The organism is Bacteroides sp. BFG-606, assembly GCF_024788145.1.
GTDB lineage: Bacteria > Bacteroidota > Bacteroidia > Bacteroidales > Bacteroidaceae > Bacteroides > Bacteroides vicugnae.
This window is the reverse complement of sequence record NZ_JANUIL010000001.1, coordinates 4189886-4215410: the sequence shown is the minus strand read 5'-3', so window position 1 is coordinate 4215410 and position 25525 is coordinate 4189886. Positions and strand designations below refer to the sequence as shown.

Below are 25525 nucleotides of genomic sequence, written 5' to 3'. Positions count from 1 at the left end.
GGTTTAACAATTTCGTTACTTTTGTCTTTTGACCTTGCGAATTTACGAATTTATTTCCGCTGCACAAATCTTTCCTTATAAAAATACTGTTTTAAAGCAGATTTCCCTTTCTTTTTATTGGTTTATACAGGATATATACACCATTTTGTTATCCATAGATGTCAAGTAAGGTATCTTACAGAAAAGATCTTTACTTCGCTTCTTCTATAATAGTCTTCATTCCTTTGATTTTCTCCCCCTGAATCAGATTCAAGAGCTGCTTCACCTTAGCCCGGCGAATAGCAACGAAAGCATAATGCTCTTTGACGTCAATCGCTCCGACATCTTCGCGGGTCAGATTTCCTTTTTTATATAAGAATCCGGCAATATCCATCCGGCTAAGTTTCTCCTTTTTTCCTTTACCTATATAAATGGTAGCCCAAACCGATTTCGGAGGACGGGGAGGATTTTCAGGTAACACTACTGTTTCCATATCTTCCGGAATATAAGGAGGAAGTTTCTCTTCGGCATGCAAAATCAGATAGGACGTTCCGGTAGCATCCCAACGTGCTGTTCGTCCATTGCGGTGCGTAAAAGCTTCTTCATTCACCGGCAAATGATAATGAACAATATGTCCCACCTCCGGAATATCCAGTCCACGGGCAGCCAAATCGGTAGAAATCAACACATGACAACTGCCGTTACGGAATTTGTAGAGCGCACGTTCGCGGTCCGGCTGTTCCATACCACCATGGAAACGTTCTGCAGACTGTTTTTTATCCGCCAATAACTGATGCACACGATCCACTGCATCCCGATGATTACAGAATACGATGCTCGAACTGCTTCCCAATGTACAAAGCAGATTATATAAAGTATCAATCTTATCTTTGGAAGGAGAAAGTACCTTCATCAGTTTCAAACGGGCCCCCTGTTCTTCAGAAGCGTCCGAAAGAAAATCCAACTTCACCGTGCGGTTCAATCCTGTAAATTCAGGAATCTCTTCAGCATCGGTAGCCGAAAGTAATATACGTTTTTTTAATCCCGGAAGCTGCGTGATAATCTCTGCCATTTCATCATGGAAACCAAACTCCAAAGATTTGTCAAATTCATCGATAATTAAAGTCTCAATGGTTTCAGGATTGAAATTTCCTTTCGACAGATGGTCGGTGATACGTCCCGGAGTACCGATGATGATAGCAGGATGATTACCCACTATACTCTTCTTTTCTTCAGCGATAGGATGTCCACCATAACAACAACAGGTTTTCCAGGGAGTCCCCATTGCTTTGAACACAGAGTCAATTTGTAATGCCAACTCACGTGAAGGAACCAGAATCAGCACCTGCACGCTGTCATCATTCGGTTTTAGGGTAAGAAGCAAAGGCAACAGATAGGCCAATGTCTTGCCCGATCCTGTCGGTGACAACAGTATAACGTCTTTTCTTCCGGTAGCTTGTTCAAGTGATGCTTCCTGCATCGGATTCAGCTCTTTAACCTTCAAATTGCGGAGAGCCGACTGTATAATTTCATTTTTCATACAATTAAACTTTAGCCATGCCGGTCAATATATAATAACCTTTCAGGTTGTTCTCTTTCATGTAAATGGTTACTTCTGTCCTACAAGCTGTTACTAATGCATATCCCGTTAAGTTCGAACTCATTGCTTTAACAAATGAATACTCTGTATCATTGTGGATGAAAGATATACGATGATATTCCATAACCTATTGTGTTTAAAAATTCTATTGTGTAGCCAAATATACGAATATAATAGATAAGTACAGATAAAAAAGGAGAACTATCTTTTAAACAGACATAAAATAGATAGAAAACATAGCGGAAAGACATCATGGAATACCCTAAAAAAGAAGCGGGAAATCCAAGAAGCACTACTGCTTTTCAGATTTCCCGCTCTGTTTTATATATTCTTTCCGGTCATTTTACCGACCGATTGTTCTCTTCCGCGAATTATCCTCCGAAGTTATCGAACATCAGGTTCTGTGCCGGAACGCCAAGATCGTCAAGCATCTTCTCAACAGCTTTCGACATCGGGCCAGGACCACACATATAGTATTCAATATCTTCAGGAGCTTCGTGATTCTTCAGGTAAGTTTCGTAGATTACGTTGTGAACGAATCCCGGAGTATACTTCACGCCTGCAGCATCAGCAGCAGGATCCGGACGGTCGAGTGCCAGATGGAAAGTAAAGTTCGGGAAATCCTTTTCGATCTGCAGGAAATCTTCCAGATAGAACACTTCATTCAATGCACGAGCACCGTAGAAGTATGACATCTTACGATCAGTAACGTGCAGCGTCTTGGTCAAGTGCATGATTTGTGCACGCAACGGAGCCATACCGGCACCACCACCAATCCACATCATTTCCTTGTTAGAATCCAGAATCGGGTGGAAGTCTCCGTAAGGACCGCTCATTATTACCTTATCACCTGGTTTCAGGGTAAAAATATAAGAAGAAGCGATACCCGGCATTACGTCCATAAATCCAGGACCCTGTTCTTTCGGTTTGAACGGCGGAGTAGCGATACGTACTGTCAACATGATACGGTCACCTTCGGCAGGATAGTTGGCCATAGAGTAAGCACGAATTGTTTCTTCGTCATTCTTACATTTCAGTCCCATCAAACCGAATTTCTCCCATGCAGGCAGATATTCGTCACCGATCAATTTTTTATCAATGTCCTTGTCATAATCCATTGAGAATTTAGGAATCTTGATTTGTGCGTAAGAGCCCGGGATAAAGTCCATGTGTTCGCCTTTAGGCAAAGCAACGATAAACTCTTTGATAAACGTAGCCACGTTCTTGTTGGAGATTACTTCGCACTCCCACTCCTTCACACCCAAGATAGATTCGTCGATCTTGATAGCCATATCACTTTTCACTTTCACCTGACAGCCCAGACGCCAGTGGTCTTGTTGCTGTTTACGGCTGAAGTGAGGAACTTCAGAAGGCAGGATTTCTCCACCACCTTCGAGTACCTGGCATTTGCACTGTCCGCAAGAACCCTTACCACCACAAGCAGATGACAGAAATACTCCGTTTACAGACAGCGTATTGAGCAAAGTAGAACCGGAAGCCACTTCCAATTCCTTTTCGCCGTTGATTGTCAGTTTCACGTCTCCTGATGGCACCAAGAAATTCTTGGCAACCAACAAGATTACAACAAGCAACAGAATAACCACAAGGAATACCCCAATGCTCGCTAATATTAAATTCATATCCATTGTCTTATTCCTTTCTTTTTAGATGTTCAAACCAGAGAAACACATAAATGCGATTGCCATCAGACCTACTGTGATAAATGTGATCCCCAATCCTTTCAACGGAGCAGGTACGTCAGAGTAAGCCATTTTCTCGCGGATAGCAGCCAGACCTACGATAGCCAGTAACCAACCGATACCGGAACCCAATGCATAAGAGAGAGCATCCCAGATATCTCCAATGTATTTCGGATCGCTTGGAGCGAGATTGATACGTTGCTGCATAAACAGAGAAGCACCCATGATAGCACAGTTAACGGCAATCAACGGCAGGAAGATACCCAGTGAAGCATACAGCGACGGACTGAAACGCTCTACCACCATCTCCACCAACTGCACGATACCGGCAATAACGGCAATGAAAAGAATAAAGCTCAAGAAACTAAGGTCGACACCTTCAATGATAGCATTAGCAGCCAGCACTTTGGTTTGCAACAAGTAGTTCACCGGAAGCGTTACCAGTAACACGAAAGTCACAGCAATACCCAGTCCTACGGCAGTCTTCACATTCTTCGAAACAGCCAGGTATGAGCACATACCCAGGAAGAATGCGAATATCATATTGTCCACAAAGATAGAGCGGACGAATAAACTTAATAAATGTTCCATATCTTTTAATTAAGAATTAAGAATGAAGAATTAATTACTTTCTTCTTGCAGTTCTTTGTGACGTGCACGTTGATACCATATAATGCAAGCTACGATAATCAATGCCATCGGCGGCATCAACATCAAACCGTTATTTACGTATCCGATATTCCGGATAGGCTCATAGTTCAGGATATTGAAACCGAGCAATGTTCCCGAGCCAAGCAGTTCGCGGAAGAAAGCGACGATTATCAAAATTTTGGCATATCCCAAACCATTACCTACACCGTCCAAGAAAGACTCCCAAGGACCATTCTGCATGGCAAATGCTTCCAGACGCCCCATCAGGATACAGTTAGTGATAATCAAACCTACATATACAGAAAGCTGAACACTTACATCATAAGCATACGCTTTCAGAACTTCACTTACAATAGTTACCAAAGCGGCTACCACTACCAACTGAACGATAATACGGATACGGTTAGGAATGGTTTTGCGCAACAATGAAATAACGACGTTAGCAAATGCAGTAATCACTGTTACTGAAAGTCCCATTACAATAGCAGGCTCCAGTTTTGCAGTGACAGCAAGTGCAGAACAGATACCGAGCACCTGTACGGTTACCGGGTTATCAATTCCCAACGGAGCAGAGAATACTTCTTTATTTCTCTTTGAAAACAGTTGTCCCATATTCTATCTTTCTCCTCCTTATTATTTAGTTAAAAAACTCAAGTAACTATTCAGGCAAGTCTTCAGCATGGCATCTACACCTACAGAAGTGATTGTACCACCAGAGATACCGTCCACCTGATATTCAGGTTTTTCCACCTTGCCATTCTTCACAACTCCAAGAGCAATAGAGCCATCCTCCAAAGTCTTCTTTCCAACGAATTCATTCTGGAAATGTTCGGTTGCAATTTCAGCACCCAAACCCGGAGTTTCACTAGCGTGTGAGAAATAAGTACCGTAAACGGTATCTTTATCCTCGTTCAGTGCAACATATCCCCAGATAGCTCCCCAAAGACCGGCACCATAAACAGGAACCACATATTTGGTCTGACCGTCCACTTCGCATACAAACACGTGCAGACGTTGTTGTTCTTTCGCTTCTTTCTCGTAGTTGGTAGCAAATTCACCTGTATTTTCAGTCAGCGTACCGTCTACGTTCATCAGCATGTCCCCTTTCACATATTTCTTATATTCAGCATCCGCATCTTCCACATTTTTAATGTTCAATGCAGCGAGTATCTGTTTCTTAGTGTCCAACTGCACATTCTTATCTTGTGTAGATTTCAATGAAGAACTAACGAATGCCAGCAGGAATGCTACGATAATAACCATTACCGAAGCATAAATGATAGTATAACTATTACTATTCGTATTCATTTTCTTTCGGTATTTATTGGTTAGACTTGATAGCGCGTTTTTCGCGACGGCTGATGTTACCCTGTACTACACAGTAGTCGATCAGCGGAGCGAAGATGTTCATCAGCAGGATGGCAAGCATCATACCTTCCGGATAACCCGGATTCAGTACGCGGATAACGATAGCCATCACACCGATCAGGAATCCGAAGATATATTTACCTCTTTCCGTACGAGCGGAAGTCACAGGGTCAGTAGCCATAAATACGGCACCGAAGCAGAAACCACCGAGAACGAGGTGTTCGTACCAAGGCATTTGAGCCATTGTGTTGTTTTCCATGCCGATTGAGTTGAATACCCATGCCATAAATGCACCACCGACAAATACGGAAATCATTGTCTTCCAACTAGCAACGCCTGTCCAAAGCAAGATAACCGCACCAATCAGAATAGCGATCACGCTGGTTTCACCGATAGAACCCGGAATCAGACCTGTAATCATATCCATGTTGAATGCAGGAACACTACCAGATGTAGCAGCTTGTCCCAGCGGAGTGGCAACGGTAAGTCCGTCTACGCTTTGTCCCAGACCGAAAATGCTGTCGCCTGATACCCAAACGGCATCACCGGACATCTTAGTCGGATATGCGAAAAACAGGAATGCACGCGTAATCAACGCAACGTTGAATACGTTCATACCTGTACCACCGAATACTTCTTTTGCAAAGATAACAGAGAATGCAGTAGCTACGGCAAGAATCCACAGCGGACAGTCAACCGGAACGATCATCGGGATCAAAATACCGGAAACGAGGAATCCTTCCTGTATTTCTTCTTTCTTCCATTGAGCTACCACGAACTCAATACCCAAACCTACTACATAAGATACGATAATTTTAGGCAGTACTGCCAGGAATCCGTATGCAAACATTTCGATAAAGCTGCCAGTAGCACCCGTGTGAGTGAAATGCTGGTAACCTACGTTATACATACCGAACAGCAAAGCCGGTACCAACGAAATAACCACAATCGACATGATGCGCTTGCTATCAATTGCGTCATGTATGTGCGTTCCCGTTTTCGCAGTCTTGTTGGGCACGAACAGGAATGTTTCGAAGCCGTCAAACACCGACTGGAATGCGTGGAATTTGCCGCCCTCTTCAAAGTTCGGCTTTATCTTATCGAGATAATTTCTTAACGCTTTCATTTATTAAATTGAGAATTGAAAATTGAGAATTGAGAAATAGCTACGCTGTGTTTACCAGAAGACAATTTCATAAAGTCTCAACTATCATTTTTTAATTTTTAATTTTTAATTCTTAATTCTCCTATGCCATTTCCGAACGGAGCATATCAAGTCCGGCACGAACGATGCGTTGCAGTTCCATCTTCGAAGAGCAGACGAATTCGCAAAGAGCGAAATCTTCAGGAGCCACTTCATAGATGCCAAGTGCTTCCATACGGTCGATGTCACCGGCGATGATTGCTTTAATCAGATATTCGGGCAGGATATCCATCGGGAATACCCTATCGTATTCACCCGACATAATCATGTGACGTTCGCCACCTTTGATGCGGGCATCCAGCGTATATTCCTTCTTACCCATCAACCAGCTGAAATAAGAATGGTTGGCACTGAACTGGTTGAAGCGCGGCATGATCCATCCGAGCATTTCGTGAATGTCGTCACCTTCGGGGATCACAGTCAGTTGGCTGTGGAATGCTCCCAAGAATCCGTTCGGAGATACTTGCTTTCCTGTCAGCACATTACCGCTGATATAGCGTAAGTCTTTGTCTTTTGTTACATTACCGGCAAACACGTTGGTGAGCAATGCGCCTACCCGGAGTTTGCAGTATGCAGGTTTCAACACTTCGGAACCTGTCACAGCTATTGTACGGGTGAAATCTACACGACCTGTATTGAAAAGGCGGCCAATGAAGATTACGGCTTGCGGATCAATAGTCCATACCGTTTCTCCCTTGGATACGGGGTCGAGATGGTTTATCTGAACACCTACATTACCCGCAGGGTTCGGTCCGTCGAAAGCGGTGATTGTAACATTCTTAGCCTGTGTCAGTGCAGCAGCGTTCTGTTTCACACTGATATTCAGATAGGTTTTTGCCAGTTTGGCAAGAGCATCAAGTCCTGTCTGGAAGTTTGTTTCTTCACCTTTGAGGGCAAACTCAAAATCCGGAGCTAACGGATTAGTGTCGAATGCGGATACAAAGATTCCTTTCGGAGTGACCGTCGGATCAGCAATGATGTCATAAGGGCGCTGTTTGATAAACGCGAAAAGTCCGGCTTCCAACAAAGCGGTTTTCACAGCTTCAGCATCCATCGAAGCAACATTCTTTTTTCCAAAATCTTCATAGTCCTGCTCTGCAGCAGCTTCCACTACGATGTTCAACACCTTACGACGAGCACCACGTTCAACACTCGTCACCACGCCGCTCACCGGCGAAACAAATTTCACTTCAGGATGATACTTGTCGATAAACAAGGGTCCACCAGCCATTACATACTCCTGCTCTTTCACGACTACCTTAGGCGTCACTCCAGGAAAGTCATCGGGTACGAGTGCGTAGAACCCCGGTTCTTTTACTGTTGCGTACGTTTCAGCAGCTTTACCTTTCAGGTTTATGTCAAGGCCTTTACGTAACTTTATTACATTTGCCATGCTAGATAAAATAATGGTTTCATAAATTTGCCGCAAAAGTAATAAATAAGATTGGGATTCGGGAGGAAAAAAGAAAGGAATTACGGAAAAATATCCGTAATTCCTTTCGTGTTCGTGCACGTTCTTTCTTTTGCCTCTTTGAAGCAAAAGAAAGAACCAAAGAAAAATTGGAGACCTCGCGGCATACAGGTCTATGCAAAGTGGTTATTCCTCTCCGGCAAACATAGGGTCCCAGGCAGGAAGTCGAATAGGCTTCTGTTTCAACACCTCAAGTGCTTTTTTCGATGCGTATTTCGTTTCTACTACCAGACGGAACATATATTCATCAAACCAGTCATCCGTCATGATGAGATGTCCTTGATAACCGGAGGTTGCTCCCCAACTATTTTCAACCATCCATTTCGTCGGTTTTCCGTTTTTGTCAAGATCGACGGCCATAAGAGTCATGGCGTGACTGGAGCCACTGGCGAAACTTTGGATGCGTTGCTTCTTGTTCATGCCAAAAGAAGTACCCATAAGGGATTCGTAATCGTAGTTTTTGACATCCAGTAAACCACGATCGGAGTTTAGGAATTTACCTACATCGCAAGAAAAATACATCATTGTGCTATCCCTGAGAGAAGAAATAGCCATTTCTTTGATGTCCTCGATGGGGAGATTGACATACGTCCAGTTTTTGCCGTCGTAACGGTGGCGGTCGTAGTCTATCTCATAACATTTATAATATTCACGGCTCGGATCGTTCATTAACATGACATAATTGTCAATCAGTTTTTCGTCACCATACTTCTTCAGGAAAGAAAGCGGAGTGTAAGTTTCGGTAGATACAGGCTCGCCTTTAGCGTTGTATTCAGTCCAGGTAAATTCAGTGGGAGGAACACCGAGATTCAGCACTAACATGCGATAGATGGTGCTCAACATTTCTGTTTTTGTTTTCTCAAGGGCAGCAGGTTTGGCACCTTGCGCAGCGAGATCACGGAGTTGAAGCCCCTGCTCACGAAGTTTCAGGGCGATCAGACCTGCCATGCGGGAGGTATTTTCACTGCTATTGGTTTCCGGCATCACATCTTTGGGAACAAGCCCGTATTTACTGACGATATCGGCTACACCGGTGAATGTTCCACCGTCACTCAAAGGATTGCGGAAGAGCCATTCCACCATTTTATCGTCCATCGGCTTACTGCTGGTGTCGATAATACCTTGTAGAAAGAGATTAGCTTTCTCCAGCTGATCGAAGAAGAAAGGATAAGTTTGCGAGAATTCGAACGAGCCGAGGTTATGCTTGGCAATCGCTTTGGCACGCATCACATTCAGACCAGTGAAAAGCCAGCAACGACCGGAAGATTTCTGATCGGTAATACCTTTGGAAGGCACTTTGATGGAGAAATGTGTATCCATCCCCTTCAGGTTATCCTGGTTGAGAGCCAGTTTACGGATGTCGTTGCTGCCGATAGCGTTGCGGATAGCCTTGTCGGCAGGAGTGTTTGCGTAACTCTGCTTGATTTGTTGCATCATGGAGTCGCTGATGCCACCTTTCACTTCTTGCGCTTGTGTAGAATAAGAAAAAGCACAGAAAACAAAAATTGATAAAATCTGTTTATTCATTGATATAAGTAATTAATTAATAGGCTGACGGATCATGATACACTAATAAATACAGTTTGAATGTATGAGATTAAATCATGCGATTTTATTTATCAGCATATCGGAAAACATCATATTCCGCAAAAATACGATTCTTTTTTAGATTTATTATCTAAGAATATCAAAACTAATTGGAATAAAAGAGTTTTCTTTGCAGTCAAATTCCTCACAGAGAAATTATGAAGAAATATATAATAGGAATATTGATGATGCTTCCATCCATCAATATGATGTCAGCCGCGGCTAACAGTACGGCAGTAAAGAGCGATGTAGATATTGAAGACATCCCGTCAGATACCATTCCTGCCCTTTCAAAGCGCGAGTTGCGCCGCCAGCGTGTAGCAAAACGAAATTTGCACTATAACATATTAGGTGGTCCCAGCTACACACCGGACTTCGGTGTATTGGTAGGCGGTAGTGCCTTGATGACGTTCCGGATGAATCCGAGTGATACCACCCAACGACGTTCGGTAGTGCCAGTGGCCATTGCCTTGATGTTCAAAGGTGGGCTGAACTTGATGACAAAACCACAACTTTTTTTAAAGGAGACCGCTTCCGTATCTTCGGAACTTTTTCTTATAAAAATACGATTGAGAACTTTTATGGCATCGGCTATTCCACTAATAAAGATTATGAACGTGGAGAAGATACCAGCGAATACCGTTACAGCGGCATCCAAGTAAACCCCTGGTTCCTGTTCCGTCTGGGAGAAAGCAACATTTTTGCAGGTCCCCAAGTCGATTTGAACTATGATAAAATTACCAGGCCGGCTGCCGGAATGGTTAATGAACCCTCGTATATGGCGGCAGGAGGTACAGAAAGCGGATACGAAAATTTCAGCTCCGGACTCGGTTTCCTGCTGACGTATGACACACGTGATATTCCCGCAAATGCATATAACGGAACCTACCTCGACTTCCGGGGAATGATGTATAATAAAGTATTCGGAAGCGATAATAACTTTTACCGTTTGGAAATCGACTATCGTCAATACAAAACAGTAGGCCGCCGCAAGGTGATAGCCTGGACAGTGCAAAGCAAAAACGCATTCGGAAATGTGCCCCTAACAAAATATGTACTTAGCGGAACCCCCTTCGATCTTCGCGGTTACTACATGGGACAGTTTCGCGACAAGTCCTCGCATGTCCTGATGGCCGAATACCGCCAGATGATAAATACGGACAAAAGCACTTGGGTGAAAAAGATGTTAAGTCATATAGGATATGTAGCCTGGGGAGGATGCGGATTCATGGGCCCCACTCCGGGCAAGATAGAAGGTGTGCTTCCCAACCTCGGACTGGGATTACGCATTGAAGTTCAACCCCGTATGAATGTACGTCTCGACTTCGGAAGGGACATGGTGAACAAGCAGAATCTGTTCTACTTCAACATGACAGAAGCCTTCTAATACCATTTTAGCAACGATCTGTGCACAATTTACACGCAAGATTGCAAAATAGATAATAAAAGACTGTACATAAATGAAATTAATCCTTATATTTGCGCAAGCTATAACACAGCAAGAGCAAATAATAGGATTTTTTTATGAAGCAATTTATATGTTTTTTTTCGGGGCTATTACTTCTATTCATCTCTACCACCCGTGTAGTTGCACAAGAAGTGTCTGACTATTCTCAACTAAATGAAGAAGATTATAGTAAAATAATTCTCCCCCCACTATCCGTTTTATTCGAAAACGCCAAGAACAGCCCTATTTATGAGATGGCGGACGTAAAAGCGAGAATCGAGCGCAAATTACTCCAAAAAGAGAAATGGTCATTTCTAGGTTTCTTCAGTTTACGGGGAAGCTATCAATATGGAATGTTCGGCAATGAGTCCACTTTTACGGACGTGGCAGTCGCTCCATACCTCACCTACTCCACCCAGGCACAGAATGGTTACACGGTAGGTGCAGGTTTAAGTATTCCATTGAACGATTTATTCGACCTCAAAGGACGAGTTAGCCGCCAAAAGCTTACGCTCCGGAGTGCAGAACTAGAACGAGAAATGAAGTATGACGAAATCAAAAAAAGTATTATTGAAATGTACACAATGGCAACTTCGCAGATGAAAGTTCTTCAAATGAGAAGTGAAAGTTTGGTGCTAGCTAATGTGCAATACGAGATTTCTGAAAAGAACTTTGCCAATGGGACTATTGAATCTACCGATTTATCTACAGATAAGGAAAGACAATCTCAAGCCCGTGAGGCATATGAGAATAGCAAGTTCGAATTAACAAAGAGTTTAATGATACTCGAAGTTATTTCACGCACTCCCATCATACGAAAATAAAAGACTAAGATATGAACTATATCATTTCTATCATACGAACCCTATTTCGCCATCGTTGGCTGATATTGATAGGAACCGCTTTCTTCACATTGCTGGTTATTTACTACACACGGCATATGCAAGGAGGATATGATGTAAAAGCTACATTATATACAGGGGTAGCTTCTGGTTATAATCTAGAGAGTGATAAACGTACAGACTGGGCAACAGTACAAAACTCAATGGACAATTTGATCAGCATCATGCAGGCCGAAAGTACGTTGAAGAGAGTATGTCTACGGTTATTTGCGCGAATTCTTATTCAGGGAAACCCAGATAAAGAAAATAACGGTATTACTGCTTCAAGCTATAACTATACTTACAATCACTTGAAAAATAGTCCGAATGGGGCTGAAATTCTAAAACTAATCGACAAGTCGAGTGAAGATAAGACAGTAGCTAATCTGGAAAAATATATGCGTCCGCATAAAGATAACTATATCTATGGACTATTTTACTACAATCACCCCTTTTATAGCTATAATGCCCTGAAAAACATCAAAGTACAGCGTCGATTGACTAGTGATTTGTTGGATATCAGCTATTCATCCGGTGATCCGGGCATCGTCTACAATACAGTGAGTATTCTAATGGACGAATTTGTAGAAGAATATCGTCGCATTCGTTATGGAGAGACGGACAAAGTAATCAAATACTTTGAAGAAGAGTTGAAGCGCATCGGAAAGAAACTAAACTTAGAAGAAGAAGACCTAACGAAGTATAATGTAGAGAAACGCATCATCAACTACCTTGACGAGACCAAGGAAATAGCTGCCATCAGCAAAGAATACGAGCTAAGAGAGCAGGATGCACTTTTTGCTTTTAATAGTAGTAAATCCATGCTTGAAGAACTAGAGAAGCATATGGACAGTAATGCAAAACAGGTGCTCAAGAACATGGAATTTGTAGACAAACTGCGAGAAGCTTCCAACATTACTGGTAGAATATCGGAGGCCGAAGCGATGACTGTTTCCCAAAAAACAGACGATCAGACCTTGGTAAATGAAAAGAAACGGCTCTCTGAAGTCAAGCAAGAATTAAATGACTTAACATCCTCCTATATCGGTCATAAATATACCAAAGAGGGTGCCTCACGAACCAATATCATCGACCAATGGTTGGAACAAACTCTACTATACGAGAAAGCCAAAGCTGAATTACAGATTGTACAGAATGCACGTAATGAATTGAATGACCGATATGTCTTTTTCGCACCAGTAGGTACTACCATCAAGCAAAAAGAGCGTATGATAAATTTCACCGAACGCAACTATCTCACTGTACTTCAAAGTTATAATGAAGCCTTACTGAGAAAGAAAAATCTAGAAATGACTTCTGCCACTTTGAAAGTACTCAACGAACCAACTTATCCGATTTCGTCCAACTCAACCAATCGGAAACAGATTGTTATAGCTGCTTGTGCTGTCAGTTTTCTCATCATAGTCGCTTTATTGTTACTAGTCGAAATGCTTGACAGGACTTTACGAGATTCCAGCCGTACCAAGCGAGTCACCGGATTTAAGGTAATAGGCGCTATTCCCAATACAAGTCCCTCTCGCTATGGAGGTCTGACCAAGACTTATGTTCAGCTTTCCGTAAAAGAATTAAGCAATTCACTACTTCGCTTCCTGACTAAGCGCAAGTCTCCCGGCGTGTTCATCATCAACCTTTTCAGCACCAGTGACAATTCCGGAGAAGAAGAATTGGGAAATTTGATCTGCGGATATATGCAAAGCCGGATGTTAAATACCAGATTTATCACCTACGAAGTAGATTTCAATACAGACTCGACCCAATTTCTACTAGCCAAGAGTGTTACAGACTTTTACACTTTGCAAGGAGAAGATGTGCTGATAGTTGCTTATCCACCATTGTCGACCAGCAATATTCCAAGTGCTCTGCTACATGACGCCAACGCCAATATCCTAGTGGCTTCGGCAGACCGTGGCTGGAAAACTATTGACAAGCAACTTTGCGAACAACTCACACAGCAACTGGGTAAGACGGATGTTCCATTCCGTATATGCCTCACAAATGCGAACCGTGAAGCAGTAGAGGACTTTACAGGACAACTTCCACCCCATACATTGCTGCGCAGAATCGGCTATCGTCTCAGTCAGTTATCATTAACAGAAAAAATCATATTCAATCTCAGAAGAAAAGCCAAAGAAGCAGAAGACGAGGACGATGACGAATAAGGTAACCGCTTTCCACCTCCTGCTTGCCGCACAGTTCGCACTAATCGCGGCAAGTATGTTCGTAAACATCAAGATAGGATTATTCTCAATGGTGCTTATCTTATTGTTTACTACGATCTGTCTGATACAACTCAGCAATGACGAGCGCACTAACTGGAAACTCGGACAAAATATAATGTCCTATTTATTCATTGTCTGGTTATTGTATTATATACTGGAGATACTGAATCCAAACAATGTGATGGCAGCTTGGAATATTAACCTCACTCCTTATGCTCTCATCCCCTTGATATGTGCATTCGTCGTTCCGATCGTAATGCGTACCAAGAAAGACATTGAACTACTATTAATTATATGGTCAATATTTGTTTTGATATTCACCCTAAAAGGTTATTGGCAGAAGAATCATGGGTTCAGTTCTAAAGACCTTTATTTCTTACATGTAGTGGGAGGTGCACGTACTCACATTATCTGGTCAGGCATTCGTTATTTCTCTTGTTTCTCTGATGCAGCCAATTACGGCGTTCATGCCGCCATGTCTGCTGTGACCTTTGCCATTGCCTCATTCTTTGTTGACTCCAGATGGAAACGCATCTACTTCCTTTTTATTGCTTTTTGCGGCATTTATGGAATGGGAATCTCCGGAACCCGCTCTGCCATGGGCGTCCTTATGGGTGGCATGCTGATGATAACCGTCATAGCAAAGAATTGGAAAGCATTATTGGGAGGTATATTCATATCTATCAGCGTTTTCGCATTTTTCTATTATACCAACATCGGGAGCGGAAACCAATACATTCACAAAATGCGTTCCTCTTTCCATCCAACCGAAGATGCTTCATACCTCGTACGTGTCGAAAACAGGATGCGAATGAAAGAATTGATGGCAAAGAAGCCTATCGGATATGGTGTTGGGCTTTCAACCGGAAATTTCGAACCGAAAGAACAAATGCCCTATCCTCCAGATTCATGGTTAGTCGGTGTATGGATAGAAACAGGAATTGTCGGACTCATTCTCTATCTGGGTATACATAGCATTCTATTCGCTTGGTGCTCATGGCTACTGATGTTTAAAGTACGCAATAAGAGCTTGCGCGGATTAGTGGCAGCCTGGCTTTGTATGGATGCCGGTTATTTCATTGCGGCCTATGTCAACGACGTAATGCAATATCCCAATCCACTGACTGTATATATAGGATTCGCACTCTGTTTTGCCGCTCCTCATATAGACAAGCGCATCAGTGAAGAAGAGAAAGAAAAAGAACTAGTATCCACTCAAAAGACTGACGAACAAATATGACAAACAATATTCCAGACATATCATTTATCACAATCTGCTACAATGGATTCAAAGACACATGCGAACTGATAGAATCACTACAGAAAAAAGTACATTCTGTAAGTTATGAAATCATAGTCGTAGACAATGCTTCACACGAAAACGAAGCAGCTAAAATACGCCACCTGTATCCCACCGTTGTCGCTATCCGCAGCAATGAGAACAGTGGTTTTTCCGGCGGAAACAATATCGGCATCCGGGCAGCAAAAGGCAAATATATATTCCTTATCAATAATGACACCTACATCGAATCCGACAACATCGCATGCTTAATAGAACGATTAGAAAGTCGTCCGGAAATAGGAGGTGTATCTCCCAAGATACGCTTTGCATTTCCACCGCAACACATACAGTTTGCCGGCTTCACCCCTTTGTCACGAATCACGCTACGCAATAACATGCTGGGCTTCGATTGTCCGGACGACGGAACATTCGACACTCCCCACTCTACCCCTTACCTGCATGGGGCAGCCATGATGCTCAAACGGGAAGTCATTGAAAAAGCAGGAATGATGCCCGAGATATTTTTTCTCTACTATGAAGAACTAGACTGGAGCACAAGCATGACCCGTGCCGGATATAAGCTATGGTACGATCCTCGCTGCACCATTTTTCATAAAGAAAGCCAGAGCACTGGACAACTTAGTAAATTGCGTACTTATTATCTGACACGCAACCGTCTGTTCTATGCCCGACGCAATCTGAAAGGGTTCAACCGCATCGCCTCCATTGTTTATCAGAGCACCGTGGCTGCTACAAAGAATAGTCTGGCTTTCATACTCAAAGGTCGTTTCGACCTGGCGGCAGCCATATTTTATGGAATAAACTCCGGACTTTTTCGCCCGTCATCCGATAAAAAGAGCATTGTCTCACCTGATAAATAAAACGTTGTGTCATAAATTCCAACTACTATGAATATCGTCGATTGGATTCTTTTTGTACTTTTCGCGCTTTGCGTATGTTATCTGTTGCTATACGCCATTGCTTCCAAGTTCTACCGGGCACCTCAATTTTCAGAAGCCCGTACCCTCCGACGTTTCGTCGTACTCTTCCCGGCTTATAAGGAAGACCGGGTGATCGTCTCTTCCGTACGCAGCTTCCTGGGACAGGAGTATCCGAAAGAGATGTTTGATATCATCGTTATCTCTGACCAAATGCAGTCTGCCACCAACGAACTCTTACGCTCCTTGCCTATCCGACTGCTGATAGCCGACTATAAAGACAGCTCCAAAGCCAAAGCACTGACAATGGCAATGGATGCCATCGACGGAATACCCTACGATGTAGTAGTTATCATGGACGCTGATAATCTGACTTCCCCGAACTTCCTGACAGAGGTAAACCGTGCATTCGATAGCGGTGTGCGGTGCATACAAGCCCACCGGACCGGCAAAAATCTGAATACAGACATTTCTGTTCTGGATGGCATCAGCGAAGAAATCAATAATGGCATCTTCCGCAGCGGACACAACGCACTAGGACTTTCAGCTGCATTATCCGGTTCAGGAATGGCTTTTGAAGCCGACTGGTTCCGACAAAACGTCCGACTTCTTGAAACAGCAGGCGAAGACAAAGAACTAGAAGTACTTCTTCTGCAACAACGCATTCACACCACCTACTTACCGGAAATTCCAATCTATGACGAAAAAACGCAGAAAGAAGAAGCCATCAGCAATCAGAGAAAACGCTGGATAGCTGCCCAATTCGGCATTCTCCGCAGTTCATTTTCCGGATTACAGAAAGCAATCCGCCAAGGTAACATTGACTACTGCGACAAGATAATTCAGTGGATGCTTCCTCCGAGACTGATCCAAATGGCAGGTGTTTTCGGACTGACATTCATTTTCACAGCCATCGGTATCTGGTCAAGTCTGAAAGGCGATTCCGGAAACGAATGGATGATAGCCATAAAATGGTGGATATTATCCATAGCCCAGATAGTAGCGATGATATTGCCCATACCAGGAAATCTGCTTAACAAACAATTGGGTAAAGCGGTCATAAAAATCCCGATGCTGGCGCTCACTACCATCGGCAATTTGTTCAAGTTGAAAGGAGCTTATAAGAAGTTTATCCATACAGAACATGGAGAAAACCATTCTTAAAGAAAATTTTCTTGAGAAACAGGAGAATATTTATAAAGAAATGAGACTCCCTAGAAACAAAAAACTTATATAAAAGAGAAAAACATCCCCACCACTAAAAAAGAAAGAATATGAAAATAGCCATTGAAGCCCAGCGTATTTTCCGCCCCAACAAGCATGGAATGGATTTTGTCGCTCTTGAAACAATTCGGGAACTACAAAAAATGGATCATGAAAATGAATACTTCATCTTTGTCAGTCCCGGTGAAGACAAGTGTCTGGAAAGTTCCGACAACCTACATATCATCGAGCTAAAATGCCCTACTTATCCATTGTGGGAACAGGTAGCCCTGCCGCGTGCAGTAAAAAGCATCAGGCCCGACTTGCTGCATTGCACCAGCAACACGGCTCCTCTGCATTGCCCTGTGCCTCTGGTTCTAACATTGCACGATATAATCTATCTGGAAAAGCGCCAGTCGTCCAGCCTGTCGTGGTATCAGGAGATGGGATGGCATTATCGCCGGTTAGTCGTTCCGCGCATACTCCCCAAGTGTGAGAAAATTATTACCGTTTCGCAGTTCGAACGGAAACGGATTCTTGAAGCGTTACATCTGCCGGAAAAGCAATTAGTGTCTGTATATAACGGTTTCAACAGCCATTTCCATTTGCAGCCCAAAGCTCCGGAAATTACCCGGAAATATATCGATGCAGACGAATATCTGTTTTCCCTGGGAAACACGGATCCGAAAAAGAATACTCCGAGAGTACTGAAAGCGTACAGCGAATATTTGAAAAAATCAACAAAGAAGTTACCATTACTTATTGCCGACCTTAAAGAAGATGCCATTGACCGGATATTGGAAGAAGAAAAGATGATGGATATCAAAAGTTATCTCCGCTTCCCCGGATACATTGCGAATACAGACCTTGCAGCGCTCTACGGTGGTGCATTCGCATTTCTATATCCCTCACTTCGCGAAAGTTTCGGTATCCCGATGCTGGAGGCGATGGCTTGCGGAACACCAATCATTGCAGGAAATACTTCAGCAATGCCCGAAATTGCAGGCGATGGGGCTTTATTGGTTGATCCATTCAGTCCCGAAGATATCACGGCAAAAATTTTGAAACTAGAAAATGATGAGACATTCTACCAGCAACAAGTAGAATACGGGCTTAAACGCAGCCAGATGTTTTCGTGGAGAAACACAGCAGAATCGTTATTGAATATATATAAGGAACTTTCTTTATCAAACATATGCCCCGTGTCTAAGTAAGACTCACTGTAAGATAACCTAAGAAACGATAAAACGAGAAAAGACTTGTGACCGAGTATATAAATACTTGTCACAAGTCTTTCTGTAGAGTACATTACATTTTTGAGCAGAATTCTTTCACCTCAAAGCACGGACAAGCCTTGATCCACTCTTCGGGTTCGATCTCTCCGTTTCCGTTCAGGTCCGGACTCAAATCCCGATGTCCGCACACTTGGCAACCGGGATAGTCGCGCAGGAGTGTGAGGATCAGTACCTGCATTGAATGAATCTGCCATTCGGTGCGTGTATCGGCAGGACGGCCATGGCAGTCAAGTCCTCCCTCATAGCAGATACCTATACTATTCCGGTTGTATCCCTTTGCATGTGCACCGATTCGTTCGATCTCGCGGGTAGTTTTTATATCCCCATTCTTGCGGATATAAAAATGATACCCCGCCCCGTTGAAACCACGCCGACGGTGGCACACTTCCAAATCTTCTTCCGTAAAATCCCTGTCCGCCCTTGAGGCGGAACAGTGGATCACAATCAAGTTGATGGTTCGCATAAACTTATCCCTCCGTTTCAGCGACCATCTGTACTCGCTGCACACATTCCTTGCTGCTACACTGCAGAGCCGCAGCCTGCGTCAGTTGTCCTCGCAACGAGAAGATCTCCGCGTGCATCTCTTTCACTTTCGAACTAAGGTCGAAATAATCTTTCAACACTTTCTCCAACTGCTGCATCAAAAAAGTATATTGATCTTTCACCAGTTCGCTGAACTCTTTCACTTCTTGCGCCATCATCTGGCGCTTCTTGCGACTACTGCCCAGAAAGGGCAGAATCGTCATAATGATTTCGATGATTTTATCTAACATTTTAATAGATTGAGATGATAAATTGATAAATGGAGCACAAAGTCAATCAAAGCAGTTTATGCTGCCGGATCCGGAGCTTCTCCACCGCCGGAACCGCCGTCTCCCTCACCGTCGTCACCGGAGCCGCCACCGCCATCCCCAGCGGCGGATTTCTTATCCGTATACAATTCGAACATCATGTTATTATCCCCTCCACGAGTAGTTGCCGTGCTGTCATTGGCAAGGCGCAATGAGTTGTCGACTTTGAAACGAAGATTGATGCGAGTGATATTTTTCACCGTACAATCCTTTTCCTGTTCCACACCCGGACAGGTCAGCGTGGTATAAAAAATACCCAGTCCATCCACTTTCACCTTATTCCCTGCTACAAGCACTTTTTTCATCGCACGGACAAAGGATTTCATAACGTGCGACACGTCTTCCACCGAAAGCGAGCCGATAGATTCGATTTCCTGTGCCAGTGAATCGATTGAATAGATTTTCGACTCCCCAGCCTTGGGCTTGAGAAGATACATCATCGGTGATTTATCATCACCAAGCCGTTTTCTGCGCTTGTAGCGCACAACTGTAACTGTTGCCATATTAAAAAAATGTTTCTACGAAAAGAAGTACATTCTCCTTTTCTGTTGGTAAAACAAAGATACGACAACAGAATAGCGACCACCGGATTACAACGGACTACAACGGATTCTGCCGGATTAAAACGGATTATACCGGAATATATAGGATTATCTCCTAGTTTTCGAGAATCGGTATTCTATTATTTTCAATTCTTTTATGAATACACCCGAACATCTGCTCCCAAAATTTACCTATCCCACTAAAAATGAGTAACTTTACTTCAAATACAGTAATCCAAAAGCACAACTATAAATGAAAACAAAAAACAAGATTCTCCCCGAACAAGAAGAAGAAAAAACATTCCAATACCGCACCTATGGGAAAGGCGAACTTGCCTTGTTGTACCTCCCCAATATCCTGCAACAAAGCGCAGTAGACCGATTCAACGAATGGATCGAAGCTGCACCCGGACTAAAAGAACGGCTCCTGGCCACCGGCATGAATCCACGTAGCAGATACTACACTCCCGCACAAGTAAGACTCATCGTCGAAGTACTCCAAGAACCTTAAATTAGATGATAGGTGATAAATGATAGGTGATAGTTGATTGAGCGACATATAGCTGATAATCGGTAAGCTCTGGCTATTGACATGCTTATCCCGCATAACTATTGTCTATTGCTTATTGTCTGCCATCTATCATTTATCAACTATCACCTATCATTTATCACCTATCCCCCATTAAATCTTTTTCCGGTAACCAGCAGGAGTTGTCGAACATCGTATTTCGGACACGCTGGTCAACGGAGAGAGAAGGGTCATGAGATTCTTCACAGGGCAGGTATCGTCCGCTTACGGGATCGTAGATGAAGGATACCATTCCACCGACACCGAGATGCTTGAATTTCACCTTGTCCACATATACGCGGGTGACGCCGACCTCCTTATCGCGCTCCACAATGATGCCGTAATCCGCTTTGTTATAGAAATCGGCAGAGCCGTTGATGTCATACATTTCCACACGAGGGGTAATGCCCGTGACAGGGTTACGGTTCATTTTACGAGGATGGACTACGACCACAAGCAGGCAATTATGTTGCACGGCAAATTCTGTGAATTTATTCAACAGGTTGGAAATATATTGCGTTTCCGTCTGTCCCGGCTGCGGGTTGTGGTCGAAACGGTTGAGCGGGTCGAAGACAATGATGCGGCAGCCACGGCGGACAACGAGTTCATGAGCCTTGGCCAGTACACGATCCGGAGAAACATTACCTTTCAGAGAGATATGAGAGACATTTTCAGTCAGAAAATTTTCCGAGTTCGCAAGAAGCCCCTCCGTCATGCCACAGCCGTTTTGAAAACGGTGTCCGGTGAGTTTCTCAATCAGTTTGCGGAGATGATAGACGATAGGAGTATTTTCCGGGCTAAAGAACCCGATTTTCCATTGATGCCGCAGGCAAAGACGCAACACTAATTCGTCCACCCATTCGGATTTCCCTGTACCGGGAACTCCGGTGACGTAGACACTTCGCCCACGTTCATACGTGCAGATCTTATCCATTTCCTCCCATCCCGTTTCCGCTCCGGGACCGAAGCCATTGTCGAAAAGAGCCCGCAGGTCGTCATGCAAGTCGGCAGCGGTGAAGATACCTTCGAGCGGAACTTCTGCTGCCTGTTCGATGGCGATACGGAGACTGGCGATACCATATTTACAGAGATGCTCGTTGGCATCTTTGCACTCCGGACCATAAGTCACCACCCGGCAGCGTTCAGCTCCCAGCCGGTTGATGAGTTCATTGCGCAACCGGATTCCGGCAGAATCGGCGTCGACAGCAATGATGATTTCTTCCAGATCCTCGAAGTGCGTCTCCATGAAGCGGTCGAGCCAGGAGAGGTTCGAATTGGCTCCGGCCGGCACGGAGATGACACTCTGAAATCCGGCGGCGATGGAGGAAGCAGCATCCAATTCACCCTCGTGGATGATGCAGGAAGTCTGCCCCAGGATGGAGTCGATGTTGTAAGGAATCAGTTCGGCACCCTGCACCATTTTGAAGAGTTTCGGGAGAGCACGAAACTTGGTGTTGATCAGTTGCTCCCCCTCAAAGTAGTTGAAACAGATGCAACGTTCCTTTTTGCCGGATTGCGGCATAAATTCCTCCTGTTCGGTGATGCGCAGGGCGGCTATGACGGACTGCGGGATGCAACGCGTCTCCACCAGCCAACGCTCCGTTTCTTCGGAAAGCGTGGTTTTCGAGGCATCAAACACCGGACGCTGGAAATGCTGCGGAATGGCTGCCGCACGACGTTTGCGAGCTGCCGCACGCTCGGCATTCTTACGCTCTTCCACATCATCGGGAACATAGAAATCAGCTCCACAATGGTAACAGTGGCAATGTCCCGTGTCGACGTTGACACGTAGCGAACGGTCGCGCTTGTTTTTCCGGGTAGGAAGACATTTTTTACAAATCGTTTTGAGGACTCCACTCGATTTACCGTGGATGTCGACATCATAGTTGGCAAAATTTCTCATAATTTTTTCCTTTTTTCATTAAAAAAAATAGTTTAAAATAATCATTCACACGCAGAGGACTTACCTGCCGGACGAGTGTCTGCCACCTGACGGACGAGCTTCCGTTACCTATCAGACGAACATCGGCCACCTGCCGGACGAAACCAGCCATCTGCCGGATTAATGCGCCCATCGTTTCTTCACATCATCCCACACAGCCGACGCATCGGGACGTGGCGGCGCATCAGCCGGAATGAGATGTCCCAGATACGTTCGCTGCCCGTCGACGACGCTTTCAAAGCGGTTTACACCCTTGTCGACCGTATTCTCAAGCTCTTTCAGCAAGGTTTCCCTCAACGTGCGGCAAGTAACGGAACCGGCTGCGATATAATTTGAAAAATACCGTTTCACGTCCTCCGGGAAAAGCAGTCCGGCTCCCTTGTCATAAAGGCGGATATGTTTTTTGAAGATTTCCAGAATAAGTTTTTGATGGTCAACAAAGAGCTTTCCCAAACCGGAATGTTGCCCGGCCAGCTCCATATATGACTGGAAAGTAGAAAGTTGATCCACCAACTTTTCCCAAGGCAACACGGGTTGTAACGGACAATGATTGCCTTCATCCGTCAAACGGCTCACACGGGACGTTTTTTTTATATTACTACTGTTATTATTTACAACAGAAATATTTCCTTTACTCTTCTCTTCTTTACTCTCCTCTTCTCTACTCTTCTGGTTTTCATTGGCTTTTCTCCCTTTATCGACGGGCGTTTCAGCACGTTCTACCACCTTTTTCGGACGCCCTCCTTTTTTTACCGTTTTCGCTATTCGTTTTCCGCTTCTCTTCCAAGCTTTTCATCACCCTATCCAAGTAGGAAGAACGAAACATCTGCCGTTCCTCATCCACTTCGAAGAGATCGAATTCGCGAAGCACCCGCTCCACCGCCACTTCATCCATATCATACCGCCGGGCCATAGCCTTCAGTAAAACCGGTTTGCACGACGCCTCGTAAGCATCTTTAGTGCGCAGATGCAACAGCAACATCACATAAATTCCGAGTGCTTCCGCAGCATTCATCTCCGACATCATACTGGCAATATTGTCGTCATTCAACAAATTTACCTCCAAATTGAAATACTGATCTTTCTTCATTTTCAATCATCATTTATTCATTATTCCACATTTAATACTTCCGGGGCGCAAAGGTGCGAAATGTATTTTATTCCAGCTATCGCAAAAATGAGAGGGAGATTATATATTTTTTATCAGATCTTTGCCAAAAATTATTAATAACCCCAAACAATATGGATACAAAACGCAACCAAACTTTGGAAGAAATAGAAGAAAATAAAATAGTAAGCGAACATTACCAGAACAGAATAATGCTGATAAAAAAGCTCCTGAATACGTCACAGCTAGCCACAGTAGACCTATGCGTGCATATCAACATCAGTGAAGCCTCCTACTACCGTTACATAAATTTCACCAGTTATATGAAAGCAGACATTTTCATACATGCTTGCCTCTTCCTCAAGCAATATATCGAAAGCAACCACATTCCTTATACCCAAGAAGAAAAACGGCTTATAAAAACATTAGACCTGTTTCAGAGTTCCTCAAATAGTAACTTAAACAGCAATTAAAACACAGAAAAGAAGAAACTTATCATAAGTTTTATTACATTTGCCGATGTAATAAAAGTCTTTAAAACTCAAAAAATGAACGATAGCGAAACAGACAGCCAATCAATAAACGCACTGATCGTTTTCAGAGAAAACGGAGAAACCGACAATCTATTTGTTCCTATCTTATGCGATGCTATCAAAATGGCTGGAATTGATGTGAAATGCTCCCAAAAAGAATTCTGGGAATCGGACACGACTTATGACATCATCCATTTCCAATGGCCGGAGGAGGTAGTGGGATGGACATGCGAAGACCCCGACGTCATCCGCCGACTGAAAGAACGTATTGCCTTTTTCCGCTCGCGGGGGGCTCATTTCATATACACACGACACAACATCCGCCCCCACTATGCAAATGATATCATCAGCCGGGCCTACGACATCATCGAATCGGAAAGTGACATCGTGGTACACATGGGACATTACAGCCAGACGGAATTCATGCAAAAATATCCCGACAGCCGGAATGTCATCATCCCGCACCACATCTACCAATATACCTACAAGGAAGATATCAGCATAGAGCGCGCGCGCCAATATCTGAACCTGCCACAAGAAGCATTCATCGTCACCGCCTTCGGGAAGTTCCGCAACTGGGAAGAAAGACGCATGGTGCTCGGAGCATTCCGTGACTGGGACGAAGAACAGAAACTACTGATAGCCCCTCGCCTATACCCCTTTTCAAGACGCAATAACTATGGCAGAAATGTCCTCAAGCGATGGACTTCACGAATCGGATACTATATACTCATACCGTTGTTCAACCGTATGTTCAGACTACAAGCGGGAGCCAACGACGAACCGATAGACGAGTGTGACCTCCCTTATTATATGGCTGCCTCTGACGTGATATTCATCCAACGGAAAAATGCACTAAACTTTGTAAATATTCCCCTTGCTTTTCTCTTTCACAAGATAGTCGTAGGACCAAATACCGGCAATATGGGCGAACTTTTAAACAGTACAGGCAATCCGACTTTCAACCCGGATCATAAAACAGATATCATACGGGCACTGAAAAAGGCTTGGCAGTTATCTACTTTGGGAAAGGGAGAAATGAACTATGCCTATGCACTAGAAAACATGAGCATAGATAAAGTGGGCAAACAATATGCCAAAGTATATAGAGATTTGAACAGCAGCTTGTAATGCC

23 protein-coding genes and 2 pseudogenes are annotated in these 25525 nt (G+C 43.9%); 10 read left to right on the top strand and 15 right to left on the bottom strand.

Annotation, left to right across the window (positions count from 1 at the left end; genetic code table 11):
• Window positions 1-190: 190 nt before the first annotated feature.
• From NXV01_RS15780 to NXV01_RS15740, 9 genes are all read right to left on the bottom strand, one after another.
• Window positions 191-1519 (bottom strand): DEAD/DEAH box helicase, encoded by a 1329-nt coding sequence (locus tag NXV01_RS15780; RefSeq protein ID WP_259022846.1) that lies wholly within the window; start codon window positions 1517-1519, stop codon window positions 191-193.
• A 4-nt stretch (window positions 1520-1523) separates the two neighbouring features.
• The gene (locus tag NXV01_RS15775) at window positions 1524-1703 is read right to left on the bottom strand and encodes a hypothetical protein (protein ID WP_148367246.1); all 180 of its coding nucleotides are present in this window, start codon (window positions 1701-1703) and stop codon (window positions 1524-1526) included.
• A gap of 247 nt (window positions 1704-1950) precedes the next feature.
• A complete protein-coding gene (gene nqrF / locus NXV01_RS15770; RefSeq protein WP_148367248.1) occupies window positions 1951-3225 on the bottom strand; it encodes an NADH:ubiquinone reductase (Na(+)-transporting) subunit F in 1275 nt (424 codons plus the stop codon).
• Window positions 3226-3243: 18 nt separating this feature from the next.
• Complete coding sequence (gene nqrE / locus NXV01_RS15765; RefSeq protein ID WP_148367250.1) at window positions 3244-3870, bottom strand: NADH:ubiquinone reductase (Na(+)-transporting) subunit E; 627 nt, start codon at window positions 3868-3870, stop codon at window positions 3244-3246.
• Window positions 3871-3900: 30 nt separating this feature from the next.
• Complete coding sequence (locus NXV01_RS15760; RefSeq protein WP_148367252.1) at window positions 3901-4542, bottom strand: NADH:ubiquinone reductase (Na(+)-transporting) subunit D; 642 nt, start codon at window positions 4540-4542, stop codon at window positions 3901-3903.
• Window positions 4543-4563: 21 nt separating this feature from the next.
• Window positions 4564-5238 carry a Na(+)-translocating NADH-quinone reductase subunit C gene (locus tag NXV01_RS15755; RefSeq protein ID WP_148367254.1) on the bottom strand — a complete coding sequence of 225 codons (675 nt, stop codon included), beginning with the start codon at window positions 5236-5238 and terminating at the stop codon, window positions 4564-4566.
• Between the two features lie 13 nt (window positions 5239-5251).
• Window positions 5252-6424, bottom strand: a complete 1173-nt coding sequence (locus NXV01_RS15750; RefSeq protein WP_004306321.1) for an NADH:ubiquinone reductase (Na(+)-transporting) subunit B — start codon at window positions 6422-6424, stop codon at window positions 5252-5254.
• Window positions 6425-6545: 121 nt separating this feature from the next.
• A complete protein-coding gene (locus NXV01_RS15745; protein ID WP_008999400.1) occupies window positions 6546-7895 on the bottom strand; it encodes a Na(+)-translocating NADH-quinone reductase subunit A in 1350 nt (449 codons plus the stop codon).
• Window positions 7896-8099: 204 nt separating this feature from the next.
• Window positions 8100-9500 (bottom strand): C1 family peptidase, encoded by a 1401-nt coding sequence (locus tag NXV01_RS15740; protein ID WP_148367256.1) that lies wholly within the window; start codon window positions 9498-9500, stop codon window positions 8100-8102.
• Window positions 9501-9718: 218 nt separating this feature from the next.
• On the opposite strand from NXV01_RS15740, the pseudogene NXV01_RS15735 reads away from it, so the two are divergent.
• The 7 genes and pseudogenes from NXV01_RS15735 to NXV01_RS15705 all read left to right on the top strand — a co-directional run bounded on the left by NXV01_RS15735 (window position 9719) and on the right by NXV01_RS15705 (window position 18765).
• Window positions 9719-10947, top strand: a pseudogene (locus NXV01_RS15735) (BamA/TamA family outer membrane protein).
• Between the two features lie 137 nt (window positions 10948-11084).
• On the top strand, window positions 11085-11831 hold the full coding sequence (locus NXV01_RS15730; RefSeq protein ID WP_148367258.1) for a TolC family protein: 747 nt from the start codon (window positions 11085-11087) through the stop codon (window positions 11829-11831).
• A gap of 11 nt (window positions 11832-11842) precedes the next feature.
• The gene (locus NXV01_RS15725) at window positions 11843-14068 is read left to right on the top strand and encodes a hypothetical protein (RefSeq protein ID WP_148367259.1); all 2226 of its coding nucleotides are present in this window, start codon (window positions 11843-11845) and stop codon (window positions 14066-14068) included.
• Complete coding sequence (locus NXV01_RS15720; protein ID WP_259022845.1) at window positions 14058-15368, top strand: O-antigen ligase; 1311 nt, start codon at window positions 14058-14060, stop codon at window positions 15366-15368. Before NXV01_RS15725 ends, NXV01_RS15720 begins: the two co-directional genes overlap by 11 nt.
• The gene (locus NXV01_RS15715) at window positions 15365-16291 is read left to right on the top strand and encodes a glycosyltransferase family 2 protein (RefSeq protein ID WP_259022844.1); all 927 of its coding nucleotides are present in this window, start codon (window positions 15365-15367) and stop codon (window positions 16289-16291) included. The genes NXV01_RS15720 and NXV01_RS15715 overlap by 4 nt, the downstream gene beginning before the upstream one ends.
• Window positions 16292-16318: 27 nt before the next feature.
• Entirely contained in the window at window positions 16319-17512 is a 1194-nt protein-coding gene (locus NXV01_RS15710) for a glycosyltransferase family 2 protein (protein ID WP_148367266.1), read from the top strand.
• A gap of 110 nt (window positions 17513-17622) precedes the next feature.
• Window positions 17623-18765 (top strand): glycosyltransferase family 1 protein, encoded by a 1143-nt coding sequence (locus NXV01_RS15705; protein ID WP_259022842.1) that lies wholly within the window; start codon window positions 17623-17625, stop codon window positions 18763-18765.
• Between the two features lie 94 nt (window positions 18766-18859).
• Here NXV01_RS15705 and NXV01_RS15700 read toward each other — a convergent pair whose 3' ends face one another.
• Genes NXV01_RS15700 through NXV01_RS15690 form a run of 3 tightly spaced genes read right to left on the bottom strand, consistent with a single transcriptional unit; the run spans window position 18860 to window position 20200 of the window.
• Entirely contained in the window at window positions 18860-19309 is a 450-nt protein-coding gene (locus tag NXV01_RS15700) for an N-acetylmuramoyl-L-alanine amidase (RefSeq protein WP_217722258.1), read from the bottom strand.
• A gap of 4 nt (window positions 19310-19313) precedes the next feature.
• Entirely contained in the window at window positions 19314-19619 is a 306-nt protein-coding gene (locus NXV01_RS15695; protein WP_032852146.1) for a hypothetical protein, read from the bottom strand.
• A gap of 56 nt (window positions 19620-19675) precedes the next feature.
• Window positions 19676-20200 carry an HU family DNA-binding protein gene (locus NXV01_RS15690; RefSeq protein WP_117933107.1) on the bottom strand — a complete coding sequence of 175 codons (525 nt, stop codon included), beginning with the start codon at window positions 20198-20200 and terminating at the stop codon, window positions 19676-19678.
• 292 nt (window positions 20201-20492) lie between these two features.
• Between NXV01_RS15690 and NXV01_RS15685 the strand changes: the two genes are divergently transcribed.
• Window positions 20493-20750, top strand: a complete 258-nt coding sequence (locus NXV01_RS15685; protein ID WP_004311607.1) for a DUF4248 domain-containing protein — start codon at window positions 20493-20495, stop codon at window positions 20748-20750.
• A gap of 157 nt (window positions 20751-20907) precedes the next feature.
• Here NXV01_RS15685 and NXV01_RS15680 read toward each other — a convergent pair whose 3' ends face one another.
• From NXV01_RS15680 to NXV01_RS15670, 3 genes and pseudogenes are all read right to left on the bottom strand, one after another.
• The gene (locus NXV01_RS15680; protein WP_148367276.1) at window positions 20908-22710 is read right to left on the bottom strand and encodes a bifunctional DNA primase/helicase; all 1803 of its coding nucleotides are present in this window, start codon (window positions 22708-22710) and stop codon (window positions 20908-20910) included.
• Window positions 22688-22882, bottom strand: coding sequence for a hypothetical protein (locus tag NXV01_RS15675; RefSeq protein WP_148367278.1), 195 nt, complete (start codon window positions 22880-22882; stop codon window positions 22688-22690). Before NXV01_RS15675 ends, NXV01_RS15680 begins: the two co-directional genes overlap by 23 nt.
• Window positions 22870-23839: pseudogene (locus NXV01_RS15670) on the bottom strand (Lin1244/Lin1753 domain-containing protein). Before NXV01_RS15670 ends, NXV01_RS15675 begins: the two are co-directional and overlap by 13 nt.
• Window positions 23840-23991: 152 nt before the next feature.
• On the opposite strand from NXV01_RS15670, the gene NXV01_RS15665 reads away from it, so the two are divergent.
• Both NXV01_RS15665 and NXV01_RS15660 read left to right on the top strand, forming a co-directional pair.
• Window positions 23992-24330, top strand: a complete 339-nt coding sequence (locus tag NXV01_RS15665; RefSeq protein ID WP_148367282.1) for a hypothetical protein — start codon at window positions 23992-23994, stop codon at window positions 24328-24330.
• A 75-nt stretch (window positions 24331-24405) separates the two neighbouring features.
• Complete coding sequence (locus tag NXV01_RS15660) at window positions 24406-25521, top strand: glycosyltransferase family 1 protein (protein WP_259022841.1); 1116 nt, start codon at window positions 24406-24408, stop codon at window positions 25519-25521.
• The last annotated feature ends 4 nt before the right edge of the window (window positions 25522-25525 follow it).